At 59.5% G+C, this 13,414-nt stretch carries 18 protein-coding genes and 2 tRNA genes; 12 read left to right on the top strand and 8 right to left on the bottom strand.

Going from position 1 to position 13,414, the window contains the following annotated elements; genetic code table 11:
* Position 1: 1 nt before the first annotated feature.
* Complete coding sequence (locus tag C5750_RS19235; protein ID WP_105735731.1) at positions 2-649, bottom strand: glutathione S-transferase family protein; 648 nt, start codon at positions 647-649, stop codon at positions 2-4.
* A gap of 161 nt (positions 650-810) precedes the next feature.
* Between C5750_RS19235 and C5750_RS19230 the strand changes: the two genes are divergently transcribed.
* The 3 genes from C5750_RS19230 to C5750_RS19220 all read left to right on the top strand — a co-directional run bounded on the left by C5750_RS19230 (position 811) and on the right by C5750_RS19220 (position 3,611).
* Positions 811-2,922, top strand: a complete 2,112-nt coding sequence (locus C5750_RS19230) for a molybdopterin oxidoreductase family protein (protein WP_105735729.1) — start codon at positions 811-813, stop codon at positions 2,920-2,922.
* A gap of 78 nt (positions 2,923-3,000) precedes the next feature.
* Complete coding sequence (locus C5750_RS19225; RefSeq protein WP_280952420.1) at positions 3,001-3,309, top strand: type II toxin-antitoxin system RelE/ParE family toxin; 309 nt, start codon at positions 3,001-3,003, stop codon at positions 3,307-3,309.
* Entirely contained in the window at positions 3,306-3,611 is a 306-nt protein-coding gene (locus C5750_RS19220; protein WP_105735728.1) for an addiction module antidote protein, read from the top strand. The genes C5750_RS19225 and C5750_RS19220 overlap by 4 nt, the downstream gene beginning before the upstream one ends.
* A 17-nt stretch (positions 3,612-3,628) precedes the next feature.
* On the opposite strand, the gene purN is transcribed toward C5750_RS19220, so the two are convergent.
* A complete protein-coding gene (purN, locus tag C5750_RS19215; RefSeq protein ID WP_105735726.1) occupies positions 3,629-4,252 on the bottom strand; it encodes a phosphoribosylglycinamide formyltransferase in 624 nt (207 codons plus the stop codon).
* Positions 4,249-5,310, bottom strand: coding sequence for a phosphoribosylformylglycinamidine cyclo-ligase (purM, locus tag C5750_RS19210; RefSeq protein WP_425350491.1), 1,062 nt, complete (start codon positions 5,308-5,310; stop codon positions 4,249-4,251). Before purM ends, purN begins: the two co-directional genes overlap by 4 nt.
* Positions 5,311-5,491: 181 nt before the next feature.
* Between purM and C5750_RS19205 the strand changes: the two genes are divergently transcribed.
* The 3 genes from C5750_RS19205 to hdaA are packed head-to-tail and all read left to right on the top strand — an operon-like array spanning position 5,492 to position 7,916.
* On the top strand, positions 5,492-6,070 hold the full coding sequence (locus C5750_RS19205) for a CDP-alcohol phosphatidyltransferase family protein (RefSeq protein ID WP_105735724.1): 579 nt from the start codon (positions 5,492-5,494) through the stop codon (positions 6,068-6,070).
* A complete protein-coding gene (locus tag C5750_RS26625; protein ID WP_110003320.1) occupies positions 6,021-7,196 on the top strand; it encodes an AI-2E family transporter in 1,176 nt (391 codons plus the stop codon). The genes C5750_RS19205 and C5750_RS26625 overlap by 50 nt, the downstream gene beginning before the upstream one ends.
* Before the next feature lie 21 nt (positions 7,197-7,217).
* Positions 7,218-7,916, top strand: coding sequence for a DnaA regulatory inactivator HdaA (gene hdaA / locus C5750_RS26620; protein ID WP_425350498.1), 699 nt, complete (start codon positions 7,218-7,220; stop codon positions 7,914-7,916).
* A gap of 2 nt (positions 7,917-7,918) precedes the next feature.
* Here hdaA and C5750_RS19195 read toward each other — a convergent pair whose 3' ends face one another.
* Positions 7,919-8,314, bottom strand: coding sequence for a hypothetical protein (locus C5750_RS19195; protein WP_105735722.1), 396 nt, complete (start codon positions 8,312-8,314; stop codon positions 7,919-7,921).
* A 429-nt stretch (positions 8,315-8,743) separates the two neighbouring features.
* Between C5750_RS19195 and C5750_RS19190 the strand changes: the two genes are divergently transcribed.
* The 3 genes from C5750_RS19190 (at position 8,744) to C5750_RS19180 (ending at position 9,349) form a co-directional block, all read left to right on the top strand.
* A tRNA-Pro gene (locus tag C5750_RS19190) sits at positions 8,744-8,820 on the top strand.
* Between the two features lie 76 nt (positions 8,821-8,896).
* Positions 8,897-9,202, top strand: a complete 306-nt coding sequence (locus C5750_RS19185; RefSeq protein ID WP_105735719.1) for an ETC complex I subunit — start codon at positions 8,897-8,899, stop codon at positions 9,200-9,202.
* Positions 9,203-9,272: 70 nt separating this feature from the next.
* Positions 9,273-9,349: transfer RNA gene (locus C5750_RS19180), tRNA-Arg, on the top strand.
* A gap of 61 nt (positions 9,350-9,410) precedes the next feature.
* Here the strand turns inward: C5750_RS19180 and C5750_RS19175 are convergent.
* A complete protein-coding gene (locus C5750_RS19175; RefSeq protein WP_105735717.1) occupies positions 9,411-9,926 on the bottom strand; it encodes a P-loop nucleotide/nucleoside kinase family protein in 516 nt (171 codons plus the stop codon).
* 173 nt (positions 9,927-10,099) lie between these two features.
* Here C5750_RS19175 and C5750_RS19170 point away from each other — a divergent pair, with 173 nt between their 5' ends.
* The 3 genes from C5750_RS19170 to C5750_RS19160 all read left to right on the top strand — a co-directional run bounded on the left by C5750_RS19170 (position 10,100) and on the right by C5750_RS19160 (position 11,232).
* Positions 10,100-10,363, top strand: coding sequence for an enoyl-CoA hydratase/isomerase family protein (locus C5750_RS19170; RefSeq protein ID WP_105735715.1), 264 nt, complete (start codon positions 10,100-10,102; stop codon positions 10,361-10,363).
* Positions 10,345-10,596: an enoyl-CoA hydratase-related protein gene (locus C5750_RS19165; RefSeq protein WP_105735713.1), complete on the top strand. Its 252-nt coding sequence runs from the start codon at positions 10,345-10,347 to the stop codon at positions 10,594-10,596. The genes C5750_RS19170 and C5750_RS19165 overlap by 19 nt, the downstream gene beginning before the upstream one ends.
* Positions 10,597-10,740: 144 nt before the next feature.
* Positions 10,741-11,232, top strand: a complete 492-nt coding sequence (locus C5750_RS19160) for a VOC family protein (RefSeq protein WP_105735711.1) — start codon at positions 10,741-10,743, stop codon at positions 11,230-11,232.
* Between the two features lie 98 nt (positions 11,233-11,330).
* Here the strand turns inward: C5750_RS19160 and C5750_RS19155 are convergent, their stop codons facing one another.
* The 3 genes from C5750_RS19155 to C5750_RS19145 form a co-directional block, all read right to left on the bottom strand.
* Positions 11,331-11,744 (bottom strand): hypothetical protein, encoded by a 414-nt coding sequence (locus tag C5750_RS19155; protein WP_105735709.1) that lies wholly within the window; start codon positions 11,742-11,744, stop codon positions 11,331-11,333.
* A gap of 188 nt (positions 11,745-11,932) precedes the next feature.
* Positions 11,933-12,412, bottom strand: a complete 480-nt coding sequence (locus C5750_RS19150; RefSeq protein ID WP_105735707.1) for a VOC family protein — start codon at positions 12,410-12,412, stop codon at positions 11,933-11,935.
* A 165-nt stretch (positions 12,413-12,577) separates the two neighbouring features.
* On the bottom strand, positions 12,578-13,390 hold the full coding sequence (locus tag C5750_RS19145) for a class I SAM-dependent methyltransferase (RefSeq protein ID WP_105735704.1): 813 nt from the start codon (positions 13,388-13,390) through the stop codon (positions 12,578-12,580).
* Positions 13,391-13,414: the final 24 nt, after the last annotated feature.

The raw sequence follows: 13,414 nt of genomic DNA, 5'->3' as shown, positions 1-13,414 counted from the left end.
CCTATTTCGGCACCATGTCAAAATAGGGCTTTGCCTCTTCCAGGGCGCGGGCAAAGGATGGCCGCTTCATCAGGCGATCGCGATAAGCCGTCAGCACGGGATATCCTTCGCCGATCGGCACGGCCATATCGCCGTAGAACAGCGCGGGCGAGGCGGCGCAGTCCGCCATCGTATAGGCGCTGCCCGCCGCCCATGTCCGGCCTTTGAGACGCTCTTCCAGCACATCATAGGCGGTTCGCAGCTTCTGTCTGGCATGGTCAACGCCCAGCGCATCGTTCTGGCCCTCGGGGCGCAGCCTGTCGGTGACGATTTTCTGCATCGGCACATGCACGTGCAGATCGAAGAAACGGTCGTAGAAGCGCGTTTCCAGTGCCGGTTCCCGCTCGGAGGGCAAAAGCGGCGTTTTGCCGGGAAAGTGCTGGGCGAGATATTCGATGATGATGCTGGATTCAGGAACGGTCTGGCCCCGGGCTTCGTCGCGCAAGACCGGAAACTGCCGGATCGGCCACATCTTGCGGAAATCGGCGCTTGCCTCTTCGTTCATGAAATCGACCATGCACGGCTCGAAGGGCGTGTCATTCTCATAAAGCGCGGTCAGCACTTTCATGCAAAACGACGATAGCGGGTGAAAATACAATTTCAGTGACATTTCAGGACCTCCCATGCAAAGCTTCGACAGCATTCAATACTAAAGTAATCACTTAAGTATCAAGTCCACCCGCCAGCGTCAAGCGCGGTCGCGACATTTTGCGTTCTGCAGCATTTATCCAGCCCATTCCGGCGGCGCGAAAACTGCGCTATGGATAGGCCATGAACAAAGCTGTCATTCTCCGCACGGGCCACTCGGCCTGTCCTCACGATTGCCCTTCGACCTGCGCGCTGGATGTCGAGGTGCTCGATTCCGGCCAGATCGGACGCGTGCGCGGCGCCAAGGACAACAGCTATACGGCTGGCGTCATCTGCGCCAAGGTCGCCCGCTATGCCGAGCGCATCCACCATCCAGACCGGCTGCTGAAGCCGCTTGTCCGCGGCGGTTCCAAAGGCGAGGGCGTGTGGAAAGAGGCAAGCTGGGACGCCGCGCTCAATCTGATTGCCGAGCGCTTTCTCAAGGCCGAAGCGGAATACGGCTCGCAAAGCATCTGGCCCTACATCTATGCCGGTACGATGGGGCTGGTGCAGCGCGATTCCATGCACCGCCTGCGCCACGCCAAAAAATATTCCAACCAGTTCGACAGTTTTTGCACCAACATGGCCTGGACCGGCTTTTTCGCCGGGACCGGCAAGCTTGGCGGCGTCGATCCGCGCGAAATGGCCAAGTCCGATTGCGTGGTGATCTGGGGCACCAATGCGGCGGCAACGCAGGTCAATGTCATGACCCATGCGGTGCGCGCCCGCAAGGAGCGCGGCGCCAAGATCGTCGCCATCGATATCTATGAGAATGCCACCGTGCGGCAGGCGGATCTCGGCCTCGTGCTGAAGCCGGGAACCGACGGGGCGCTGGCTTGCGCCGTCATGCACGTGCTGTTCCGCGACGGCCTTGCCGACTGGGATTATCTCAACGCCTATACGGACGATCCGAAGGGGCTGGAAGCGCATCTTGCCGGCCGCACGCCGGAGTGGGCGGCGGCGCTGACCGGCCTGACCGTTGCCGAGATCGAAGAGTTCGCCCGGCTCGTCGGCACGACGAAGAAGACATTCTTCCGGCTTGGCTATGGCTTCACCCGCCAGCGCAATGGCGCTGTGAACATGCATGCGGCGCTGTCCATTGCGGCCGTCACCGGCGCCTGGAAACATGAAGGCGGCGGGGCATTTCACTCCAATTCCGGGATTTTCCGCATGGACAAGCGGGAAATCGAAGGGCAGGCGTTCAAGGATTCCTCCGTTCGCCATATCGACCAGTCCAAAATCGGTCTGGCGCTCAACGGCGACAAGGATACGCTCTATGGCGGGCCGCCCGTCATGGCGATGCTGATCCAGAACACCAACCCGGCCAATGTCGCGCCGCAGCAGCGCCTGATCAAGCAGGGCATGCTGCGCGAGGACCTGTTCATGGCCGTGCACGAGCAGTTCATGACCGACACGGCAAAGCTGGCCGACGTGGTGCTGCCGGCCACCATGTTCATGGAGCATGACGACATCTATCGCGGCGGCGGCCAGCAGCATATCGTCCTCGGCCCCAAGCTGATCGACGGTCCGGGCGAAACACGCCCCAACCTCTATGTCATCAATGAACTGGCAAAACGCCTTGGCGTCGGCGACCTGCCGGGCTTCGATCTCGACGCCAAAACACTGATCGACCATATGATGGCGGCGAGCAATCTGCCGGGCTATGACGTGCTGAAGGAAATCCGCTGGCTCGATGTGCAGCCGGACTACGAAACCGCGCATTACGAAAAAGGTTTCAACTGGCCCGACGGCAAATTCCGCTTCAAGCCGGATTGGACCGGCAGCCCGTCGCCCAACCGTCCGCCGCAGTCCATGGGCACCCAGGGGCCGTTCACGACCCTGCCGCAATGGCCGGATTATTGGGAAGCCATCGAAGTTGCGGATGCAAAACATCCGTTCCGGCTGGGCACATCGCCCGCCCATAATTTCCTCAACTCAACCTTTGCCGAAACGCCGACGTCGCTGCTGAAGGAAGGCCGCCCGGAACTGCTGATCCATCCGGACGATGCGAGCGGTCTCGGCATCGAGGAGGGCATGCGCGTCGAAATCGGCAATGAGCGCGGCGAGGTGGTGGTGCATGCCCGCCTGAACGCCGGTCTCAAGCGCGGCGTGGTGATTTCGGAAGGGCTGTTCCGCAACTCGGCATTCGAGCGCGGCGAAGGCATCAACGTGCTGACGGGTTCGGACGCATCAGCGCCCTATGGCGGTGCGGCCTTCCATGACAGTAAGGTTTGGGTCCGCTCGGCAATGAATTGATTTTATTGATATTTTTGACTGTTTTTTGAATCTGCAATTTTGAGCATCTATACATTTTGACAACTATGGTTTACATTTATGAAGCGGTTGATTGAAAAGACCGACACGTTTTTAGACTGGTTTGATGGTCTGCGGGATCAGCGAGCCAGAGCGAGAATTGCCAAACGGCTCGATCGATTGATTGAAGGCAATCCCGGTGATGTCAAAGCTGTGGGCGAGGGCGTCAGTGAACTTCGTATTGATTATGGTCCGGGGTACCGCGTCTACTATATTGAGCGAAAGAGTGTCTTGATCATCCTGTTGTGCGGCGGTGACAAGAGTACACAGGACCGCGATATCAAGAGGGCACAGACCATGGCCATCACCTTGAGGAAAGTCAGATCATGATAAAGTTAAGTCCCTATGACACCGCGCATCATCTGGATTCCGAAGAGATGATCAAAGAATATCTGGCGGCGACGTGTGAAGATGGAACGCCTGCGGAAATAGCGCGCGCCTTGGGTACGATCGCGCGTGCACGCGGGATTACCGAGCTTTCCCAGAAAACCGGTCTCCCGCGTCAGACAATATATAAAGCCTTGAGCGGCGAGGGTAATCCGGAACTGGCGACGATCACAAAAGTCGCTGACGCGCTTGGACTGCAACTGAAAATTGTGCCTGCGACAAAGAACAAGAAAGATGCTGCCTAGGCGGCGGTGTCACTTGATCAATCGCTGAATACTGTCCGCCCGGCCTGCATGACGGCCTTGCCGGATGCCACCTGCGCCAGGGCGCGGGCATAGGTCTCGTGTTCCACGGACAGTACCCGCAACGCAAGACTGTCTGATGTATCGCCATTGAGCACCGGCACGGCGGTCTGGGCGATGATTGGGCCTTCATCCATGCCCGCCGTGACAAAATGCACGGTGCAGCCATGCACGCGAACTCCGGCTTCAAGCGCCTGTTCATGCGTGTGCAGGCCCTTGAACAGCGGCAGGAGCGACGGGTGGATATTGATCATCCGGCCTTCCCAGGCCTGAACGAACTCAGCCGACATCAACCGCATGTAGCCGGCGAGGCAGACGATTTCCGCTCCCGCTGCCTGCAGTGCATCAGAGACGGCAGCCTCATGCGCCTGCTTCGTCGGATAGTCGCGGTGCGCAATGGCGTGCGCGGCGATACCGTGCGCCTTTGCCGTCTCCAGCCCGCCAGCGTCAACTTTGTTGGCGATGACGGCCACGATCTCGGCGGGATAGTCAGCCGCCTTTGCCGCCTCGATCAAGGCGGTCATGTTGGAACCGCGGCCCGAAATCAGCACCGCGACGCGCTTTTTGCGGGCTGCGTTGCTCACAGCGCCAGAGTGCCCTGATAGACAACACCGCTGTCGGCGCGGTCAACCATGGTGCCAAGGCGCACGGCGTCTTCGCCCTGCGCTTTGAGCGCGGCGAGCACGGCATCGGCGTTTTCCGGTGCGACGACGGCGATCATGCCGATACCGCAATTGAACGTGCGCAGCATTTCATCGCGCGCGACGCCGCCAACCTTGGCCAGCCAGGAAAACACCGGCGGCACCGCGATGGCGGAAAGATCGATGCTGGCGGTCAGCTCCTTCGGCAGCACGCGGGGAATATTGTCCGGGAAACCGCCGCCGGTGATATGGGCAAGCGCCTTGATCGCATGGGTTTCGCGGATCGCCGCCAGCAGCGGCTTGACATAGATGCGCGTCGGCGTGAGCAGGGCCTGTCCGAGCGATGTGCCCGGCTTGAAGGGCGCGTCGGCATCCCAGCCGAGGCCGGAGAGTTCGACGATGCGCCGCACCAGCGAAAAGCCGTTGGAGTGAACGCCCGACGAGGCAAGGCCGAGAATGACATCGCCTTCGGCCACATCGCCCGATGGCAGCAGCTGGTTGCGCTCGGCAGCGCCAACGGCAAAACCGGCCAGATCGTAATCGCCGTCGCGGTACATGCCCGGCATTTCCGCGGTCTCGCCGCCGATCAGCGCGCATCCAGCCTGCAGGCAGCCCTCGGCAATGCCGCTGACAATGGCCGCGCCCTGATCTGGGTCGAGCTTGCCGGTGGCAAAATAGTCGAGGAAGAACAGGGGTTCCGCGCCCTGGACCACCAGGTCGTTGACGCACATGGCGACGAGGTCGATACCCACCGTGTCATGCACGCCCGCATCGATGGCGATCTTCAGCTTGGTGCCGACGCCGTCATTGGCGGCAACGAGAACCGGATCGGTAAAACCGGCGGCTTTCAGGTCGAACAGGCCGCCAAAACCGCCGATCTCGCCATCGGCACCGGGACGGCGCGTCGAGCGCACGATCGGCTTGATCTTTTCGACAAGCAGATTGCCGGCATCGATATCGACGCCTGCCTGCGCATAGGTGAGGCCATTTTTGATCGTCATTGTCAGCTCCGGATTGTTGCTGGCGAAATGGCACGACTCCGCCGCCGCTGCAAGCTCTGAGTGCCCCAAGCCGGGTGAAAACACCAGATATCGACAGTTTGGCCGCGGGAAAGGGGTTGAGCAATGCCGCTGCTGCGTCCATCTAGAGCGTAACGATAGAAAGTGCGAGGAAGCCGGCAGAGTGACAATTCCCAACTATATCACCATCTTCCGCTTCATCCTCGTACCGTTCATCGTCATGGCGCTGCTGTCCGGTTCGGTCGGTGCGGCACTTGCCGGTTTTGTCGTTGCGGGTGTTTCGGATGGCGTCGACGGTTACATCGCCCGCCGCTACGACCAGCGTTCGGAGCTGGGCGCCTATCTTGATCCCATGGCCGACAAGCTGCTGCTGGTTACCCTGTTCGTCGTCCTCGGGTTCCTCAACGAGCTGCCGGTCTGGCTGGTTGTCATCGTTGTTTCGCGTGACATCCTCATTATCAGTGCGGTGCTGCTGTCGACGGTGATGGCCAATCCGGTGGAAATGCGCCCGCTATTCGTGTCCAAGGCGAACACGGCGCTGCAGATCGTGCTGGTGGCGTTTACGCTGGCCGATATGACCTTCCAATTTTCGTTCGGCGCGGGGCGGACGATTCTGGTATGGATGGTTGCACTCTTGACCGCAGCGTCCTCCACTGCCTATCTCGTGGCATGGACACAACATATGGCTGGCTATGAGCAAAACCGTAAGCAAGACGAAGACGACACCACCGGCCGAACGTGACATCCATGTGGATGTGCAGGTGAGCACTCTGGCAACCAGCGTGCGCCGTCAGGCGGTGTTCTGGACCGGCGCCGTCGTGTTCCTGGCGCTGTTCCTCTACATCTTCTCGTCCATCCTGCTGCCCTTCGTGGCCGGGCTTGTGCTGGCCTATTTCCTCGATCCCGTGGCCGACCGGCTGGAGCGCCTGGGCATGTCGCGCCTGCTGGCGACCATTGTCATCCTCATCCTGTTCGTGGTGACCTTTGCACTGCTGCTGATGATCCTCGTGCCGATCCTGGCCTCGCAGATGACCGATTTCATCGCCCGCCTGCCGAGCTATGTCGCCCGGCTGCAGGAACTCATCGCCAACCGCGATTCCCAGTGGCTGAAGGATTTCATCGGCGTCGATGCCTCCGTCATCCGCAACAGCCTCGATTCCCTGCTGCAGCAAGGCGCGGGGTTCCTGTCCACCCTGCTGCAGTCGATCTGGAGTTCGGGCAAGACGCTGATCGATGTCGCGGCGCTGTTCGTCGTCACGCCCGTCGTCGCATTCTACATGCTGCTCGACTGGGACCGCATGGTGCAGAGCATCGACAATCTGACGCCGCGCGACCATGTGCAGACGGTGCGCGAAATCGCCCGTGACATGAACAAGGCCATTGCCGGCTTCGTGCGCGGGCAGGGCACCGTGTGCCTGCTGCTCGGCATGATCTATGCGGTGGGGCTGACCATTGTCGGCTTGAATTTCGGCCTGCTGATCGGGCTGTTTGCCGGTCTCATCAGTTTCATTCCCTATGTCGGTTCGCTGGTCGGGCTGGTGCTGGCGATCGGCGTGGCGCTGGTGCAGTTCTGGCCGGATTATTTCTATGTGGGGGCCGTGGCCGTGGTGTTCTTCATCGGCCAGTTCTTCGAGGGCAATATCCTGCAGCCGAAACTGGTGGGCTCCTCCGTCGGGCTGCATCCGGTCTGGCTGATGTTCGCGCTGTTTGCCTTCGGTTCGCTCATGGGCTTCACCGGCATGCTGATTGCCGTGCCGACGGCAGCCGCGATGGGCGTGCTCGTGCGCTTTGTCATCGGCCGTTACCGGCAATCCCCGCTCTACACAGGCGACTACAGCAAAAGCGGGCAGTCCAAAGAAATCCGGTGACATCGGGGCGGCATTGACTGTATTTCACCCGGTATGACCGATGCACCGCGACAACTGCCGCTCGATCTTGGCCATGAGCCGGGATATTCGCGCGACGACCTGATTGTCACCGCCTCCAACATGGCGGCGGTGGATATTGTCGACCGCTGGCCAGGCTGGATTTCACCCGTCGTCATCCTTGCCGGGCCGACAGGATCGGGCAAGACGCATCTGGCGGCGGTCTGGAAGGCCGAATCGGACGCAACCGTCATCGATGCCGCACATATCGGCGATGCCTCGGGCAAGACCGGCCCCTTCCTGATCGATGCCATCGGCGACGGCCCGATCGATGAAGCCGGGCTTTTCCATCTGATCAACAGCGTGCGCCAGAGCGGATCGAGCCTGTTGATGACCTCGCGCCGCTGGCCGGGCAGCTGGCCGGTAAAACTGCCCGACCTTGCCTCACGCCTGAAGGCAGCAACGACGGTGGAGATCGGCGAGCCGGATGACATGCTGTTATCCGGGGTCATGTACAAGCTGTTTGCCGACCGGCAGATCGCTGTCGATCCCAATGTGATCGGCTTTCTGGTGAGCCATATCGAGCGGTCGCTGTCCACCGCCAGCCGCATCGTCGAGCGTCTTGACCGCGCGGCACTGGAGAAAAAATCGAAAATCACCCGCGCGCTGGCCGCCAGTGTCGTCACGGCCCTCGACGAGGGGCAGGCGACCTTCGATCTCTAAGATCAGTGGTTCTTGATGGCGTTGAGAAAGATCGCCGCGATCTTGCTCAGGTGATGGTCGCCGTCTTCGTGATAGGCTTGCCGTCCGGCGGTGGAAATCGCGTTGAACAACTGGTTGCCCTCGCTGTCGAGGGCGAGCGTATCCCTGACGATTTTGGCAATGTCGCCGCGCGGCTGGATTTTCCGGGCGAGATAATCGGCCAGCAGTTTCTGCTGCCGCGCGCGGTCATCGGTGATGGCGCTGAAAATGCCCCAAACGAACCAGGTTTCACCGATCTGCATATCGTCATCGCTGATCTGGTGCAGCTGTTGCTCCCGCAGTTTTGCCTTCTGGGTATCGGCGATGCCCTGGGCGAGGTCGAACGCTGCCGTATCTGTGATCTCGATGTGTGCTGACATGATGAAACTCCAACGGTTTGAACGAGCCGTCAGTGCGCACATCTCGGCGGACAACGGGGCGTTCCCTGCAAAACCAGTTCCGGGGGTATGACCCCGGTCAAGGACGTATCTTCAACGCGGCGCAGCCTCCCGCCAGAGGGCAGGTGCTGCCGGACCCGCGCCGGTGTTCGAGCAGGGGGAGTGTTCCAAAGTCGGACGTTACAATCAAGCCATTTGTCGCCGAATCATTGCAGGCCGCCGCCGCACCGGCAGCACCGGCTGCGGGGCAGGGCGGAACATCGGCGGAACATGCCCGGCGGCTTGCCTGCAACTTTCACCGTTGTCTTCGCCGCCGCTGCAAAGCTTTTGTTCCGTTTGCGGGCTTTTCTTTGATTTGGCTATTGCGTTCCGGAATCAAAAACTCTAGGGAAGCCAACGTTGAACATGATACGGAGCGTAGCGCAGCCTGGTAGCGCATCTGGTTTGGGACCAGAGGGTCGGGAGTTCGAATCTCTCCGCTCCGACCATTTCAACCGATGATGCTGCTGGTACTGAACCGAAGCCTGTACTATATCGGGATTTCAGACAAAGGGATTTCTTCTAATGGCAGCACGTATTTACCGCCCCGCAAAAACAGCCATGCAGTCCGGCAAGGCCAAGACCGAAAGCTGGATGCTGGAATTCGAGCCGGAACAGCCGCGCAAGGTTGAGCCGTTGATGGGCTATACGTCATCGCGCGACATGAAGAGCCAGATCCGCCTGTCCTTCGAAACGAAGGAAGAGGCAATCGCCTATGCACAGAAGAACGGCATTGCCTATTCGGTGCAGGAACCCAAGGAAACAAGGCGGCGTGTGGTTTCCTATTCGGAAAACTTCCGCTTTGACCGCAAGCAGCCCTGGACGCATTGATTTTTGACGTTCAGGCGTTTGCAGTTTGTTCGGATTTCCCGGCGATACTGCCATCGCCGGTGTAAACGCTGGTCCCGTAGCTCAGCTGGATAGAGCACCGGCCTTCTAAGCCGACGGTCGCTGGTTCGAATCCAGCCGGGATCGCCATTTCCTTTCAACAGGTTGGACGAAAATCCGGAATCATTTTCCAACCGCCGGGATGCTCCGTTCAATGATCGCTGCAGCCTTTCCCGAGTTGAACCAATAAACCAGCAACGGCATCTTCAAGGCCGGTGGTAAACGTATCGACCGTCGTCGTTCCCGCATCCCATTTTTCGTAGGTCCGGCCGGCGACCTGTTGCCACGTCGGCAGCACGAGGCCGGCAATATCTGAAGCCCGCGTTTCAACCCGGCGGCGATGCTCTGCCATGTCCGAACATATGACCTCAATCGCATGAAAGGGAACACCGGCGCGGGCTGCCACATCCCGCCATGCCCGGCGGGTCAAGGCCAGACCATTGACGTAATCGGCAATGACGGTTGCTCCCGTGCGCAGGTTTTCCTCCGCGACGGCATATCCGACGATGTATGCCGTTGGATTGTCATCGTCTTTCATAACCTCTGCCGCAATGAGAGCCTGTGCAATCGTGTCAGCGCGCAAAAACACGCCGTTCAGGCGCCGGGCAAGCTCACGCGCTATGGTGGTTTTTCCAGTGCCCGGAAGTCCGCTCATGATGATCAGCATATATGACCTCTTCTCGAATGCAGCGAATCCTATGTGTCCAGCCGCAAAGTGGCAAGCTGAGGCGGGCGACGGAATGTGTTCTTTGCATCAAAATGCGGCGTGTACCGGATGAGAATATTTGACTTCATCCCACCTCCCGCTTGCGCCAAGCTTCCGGCCAGCGAGAGGGCAGGATGCATCCGGAATCCATCATCGTTTCCATCGAGCAGGCGGTCGCAACCGTCACGATCAGCCGTGCCCTGCAGCGCAATGCCCTGTCGAATGCGATGGTTGAAGCGCTGACGCGTGCATTGGACCGGCTGGACGCTGATCCTGCGATCAAAGTGATCATCCTCACCGGGGAGGGCTTGCACTTCGCCGCGGGCGCCGGCGTCAAGGAGATGCATGGCCTTACAATGGCCGATGGCGTTGCCAGGGATTGGTCTCGCGTGTTGTAGCGCCCGATCAACTGATCAAGGAGGCGAAGTCGGTTGCATCCCGGATCGCGTCCCTTTCGGCACCGGTGGTGCAGATGATCAAGGCGGCCGTGGTGCAGGGGCTTGATGGATCGCTGTCGAGCGGCCTCGCCCTTGAGCGGCGGATGTTTCACCTCACCTTTGCCCTCAACGACCGCGCCGAGGGTATGGCGGCCTTCATTGAGAAGCGTCCGCCTTCCTTTCAGGATCGATGACGAGGCTGCGGCCATGGCAATCGGGTGGCGCAGTCTGGCGGCTTGAACGGGACGGAATGCCATGTTTGCTATATCCCTCTTGACCTCAACAGCACTTGAGGTGCGAAAACCGGTAAATCAAGTTGGCGGAGGAGCAGGCGATTTATGACTCAAGGGGTTTTGAACGAAGGCATTTTAGGAATTTACGAGACGCACCTGCCGGTTTCGGACCTGGAACGCTCAATTGCCTTTTACAGCCAAAAGGTCGGGCTGACGCTTGCAACGGAGATCCGCGAGCGGAACGTTGCGTTCTTTTGGGTGGGAGGGAAAGAGGCTGGAATGCTGGGGCTCTGGGGCGTAGGGTCCGCGCCGCTGCATATGAAACTTCATTTCGCCTTCCGTGCAACGCAAGAATTGGTCGTCAACGCATGTGCGACCTTGAACGCGTTAAACGTTAAACCTTTGGGATTTCGTGGCGAGCCCGTAACCGAACCCGTGGTCTTTGGCTGGATGCCTGCCATCTCGATTTATTTCAAAGATCCCGATGGTCATTCTATCGAACTATTGCATGTGCTCGATGGTGTACCGGATCCAGAATTCGGCGTGCAACCCTATTCGGCTTGGGTAGAACGCAACCAAAGAGGTTCAAAACCCTGAGCGATCACCGGTACTCATCCCGCCGGAAAATTCAGAAGGCATCGTGCCGACGGCACGCTGAGCAGCACAGTGCCTCCTCGTCGGCGGTGCGCTATACTCTATTCCACTTTAATATCCACCGTCGTTGAATGAGCATTGCCGGTCGAAGTATGGCCGGAAATCGTCACTTTATCTCGCCCCTTAAAGCCCTTATCCGATGTGTAGAGGACCTTTATTCCCTCGACGGCTTTTGCATTGCATTTATAGCGCATGTTGTCCCTGCTGAAATTGGGATAGACTTTGCTTTGAATAATGCGGACGGAACCATGACTTGGCCCTGCAACGGCTTTGACAACTGGCATACCAGCATTTGAACAGTCAGGATTGACCTCCGTATCGTGGTAGATAAAGATCTCCTGACCGGAAAGAGATGTCTTTGTATAAGCGTCTCGGGCATCATTCCCCGCTGTCACGCAGCCGGAAAGGCTCAAAACCACAAATGATGATGTGATCAGAACACGATGGCGGTTCATTTGGTTTCCCCCCAAATAAGTGGTGTGTGAAAGTAAAAATAGAGCCAATACCGAAACTGAGTGGCGGAGCCTCTCATTCACGCATCGGTACGCGAAAAACGAAGCCCCGTCATGTCATCACTGTAAGTTCGCTATCGTGCACGGGCCGTTTGCATTCCACAACAGGCGTTAGGCGCGGTATCGTGCCGTCACCCGCGCCGGGCCGCCTCGATTGCGGCGATATCGATCTTCTTCATGTCCATCATCACATCGAACGCGCGTTTTGCTTCAGCGCCGCCGGCAGCCATCGCGTCGGTCAGCGCGCGCGGGGTGATTTGCCAGGAGACGCCCCATTTGTCCTTGCACCAGCCGCAGGCGCTTTCCTCGCCGCCATTGCCGACGATGGCGTTCCAGTATCGGTCGGTCTCCTCCTGATCGTCCGTGGCGATCTGAAACGAGAATGCTTCGCTGTGCTTGAACACCGGTCCGCCATTGAGGCCGATGCAGGGGATGCCGGCAACCGTGAATTCCACCGTCAGCACATCGCCCGCCTTGCCGGACGGGTAGTCGCTGGGAGCGCGATGAACGGCTTTGACTGAACTGTCGGGAAAAACCCCAGCGTAGAAGCGGGCTGCCGCCTCGGCATCCTTGTCGTACCAGATACAGATCGTGTTCTTGGCATTTACCATGGTTCGTCCTTTCCCATCTTGACGTTGACGCGGTCTCCAATCCTCATCCGCGGCCGTCTGAGCCAAACGCATCTTTCCGCATTGAAAAGCGGTGTCCCTGTGGCCGTGGCAACCGGTCTACCTTAACGCCGCAGCCTCTTTCGGTCAAAACGGGCGTGATGCAGGTCAGACCGCCGCCAGAATGATGTGAGCCTGGATTTTGGCCGCAATCGCGCCGCTGCCATGCCTGCCGGCAAGCGCGGATGCGACATAGTCGGTTGCCGCTGCCAGCTTTCCCTCGCCTCTCGCCTCGATTTCGTTGCGAAGCAGCGTTCCCTGGCAATAGGCAATGGCCGGAAGGCGCGGCGAGGAGGCGCGGCTTTGTTCGGCCCTTGTCTCGATCAGCACACGGGAGAAACCCGCGTCCGCCAGCTCGCTACGGATCAGCGCCGTATCGTGGTAGCCGTGCGGTGTGCGGGCCAGAAAGCGCGGCGGATCCTGCGGAAACATCCTTGCGAGCGCATCCGTCACATCGTTTGCAAATATGTTCTCCTCGATGCGATCCCAGACATTGAACAGGAAATGTCCGCCGGGCTTCAGCACACGCCTGGCTTCGCGGTAGGCGGATAGGCGGTCGGGAAAGAACATCGCGCCGAACTGACAACAAACGAGATCGAAGGCCGCATTGTCAAACGGCAGTGCCAAAGCATCCGCCTGGCGCCACAGGATGGGCCGGCCGGGAGGCTGCCGCGAAGCAGCGCGGTCGAGCATGGGCTGGTTCAGGTCGGTTGCGGTATAGCTGGCACCAGGAGGCAGTTCTGGCGCCAATGCACGGGTGACAACCCCGGTGCCTGCCGCGGTTTCCAGCACGGCGCCCGGCTTCATCGACGCGGCGCGCCGTGCAAGATCGGCTGCGAACGGCGCGAAAATCAACGGCACCATATAGCGGTCGTAGTTTTCCGGAACCGAGCCGGCGAACACCTTGTCTGTTTCCAGCATCGCAAACACCCGCCATCCGTTTGA

This window comes from Phyllobacterium myrsinacearum, assembly GCF_002980555.1.
GTDB lineage: Bacteria > Pseudomonadota > Alphaproteobacteria > Rhizobiales > Rhizobiaceae > Phyllobacterium > Phyllobacterium myrsinacearum.
The sequence above is the reverse complement of the archived record's forward strand: the minus strand, read 5'-3'. Positions and strand labels throughout refer to the sequence as shown.

What these genes read in the sequence shown, in the direction of transcription:
- C5750_RS19235 (WP_105735731.1), bottom strand. Translation starts at nt 649, where the DNA reads ATGTCACTGAAATTGTATTTTCACCCGCTATCGTCGTTTTGCATGAAA.
- C5750_RS19230 (WP_105735729.1), top strand. Translation starts at nt 811, where the DNA reads ATGAACAAAGCTGTCATTCTCCGCACGGGCCACTCGGCCTGTCCTCAC.
- C5750_RS19225 (WP_280952420.1), top strand. Translation starts at nt 3,001, where the DNA reads ATGAAGCGGTTGATTGAAAAGACCGACACGTTTTTAGACTGGTTTGAT.
- C5750_RS19220 (WP_105735728.1), top strand. Translation starts at nt 3,306, where the DNA reads ATGATAAAGTTAAGTCCCTATGACACCGCGCATCATCTGGATTCCGAA.
- purM (WP_425350491.1), bottom strand. Translation starts at nt 5,310, where the DNA reads ATGACGATCAAAAATGGCCTCACCTATGCGCAGGCAGGCGTCGATATC.
- C5750_RS26625 (WP_110003320.1), top strand. Translation starts at nt 6,021, where the DNA reads ATGAGCAAAACCGTAAGCAAGACGAAGACGACACCACCGGCCGAACGT.
- C5750_RS19195 (WP_105735722.1), bottom strand. Translation starts at nt 8,314, where the DNA reads ATGTCAGCACACATCGAGATCACAGATACGGCAGCGTTCGACCTCGCC.
- C5750_RS19185 (WP_105735719.1), top strand. Translation starts at nt 8,897, where the DNA reads ATGGCAGCACGTATTTACCGCCCCGCAAAAACAGCCATGCAGTCCGGC.
- C5750_RS19175 (WP_105735717.1), bottom strand. Translation starts at nt 9,926, where the DNA reads ATGCTGATCATCATGAGCGGACTTCCGGGCACTGGAAAAACCACCATA.
- C5750_RS19170 (WP_105735715.1), top strand. Translation starts at nt 10,100, where the DNA reads ATGCATCCGGAATCCATCATCGTTTCCATCGAGCAGGCGGTCGCAACC.
- C5750_RS19160 (WP_105735711.1), top strand. Translation starts at nt 10,741, where the DNA reads ATGACTCAAGGGGTTTTGAACGAAGGCATTTTAGGAATTTACGAGACG.
- C5750_RS19155 (WP_105735709.1), bottom strand. Translation starts at nt 11,744, where the DNA reads ATGAACCGCCATCGTGTTCTGATCACATCATCATTTGTGGTTTTGAGC.
- C5750_RS19150 (WP_105735707.1), bottom strand. Translation starts at nt 12,412, where the DNA reads ATGGTAAATGCCAAGAACACGATCTGTATCTGGTACGACAAGGATGCC.
- C5750_RS19145 (WP_105735704.1), bottom strand. Translation starts at nt 13,390, where the DNA reads ATGCTGGAAACAGACAAGGTGTTCGCCGGCTCGGTTCCGGAAAACTAC.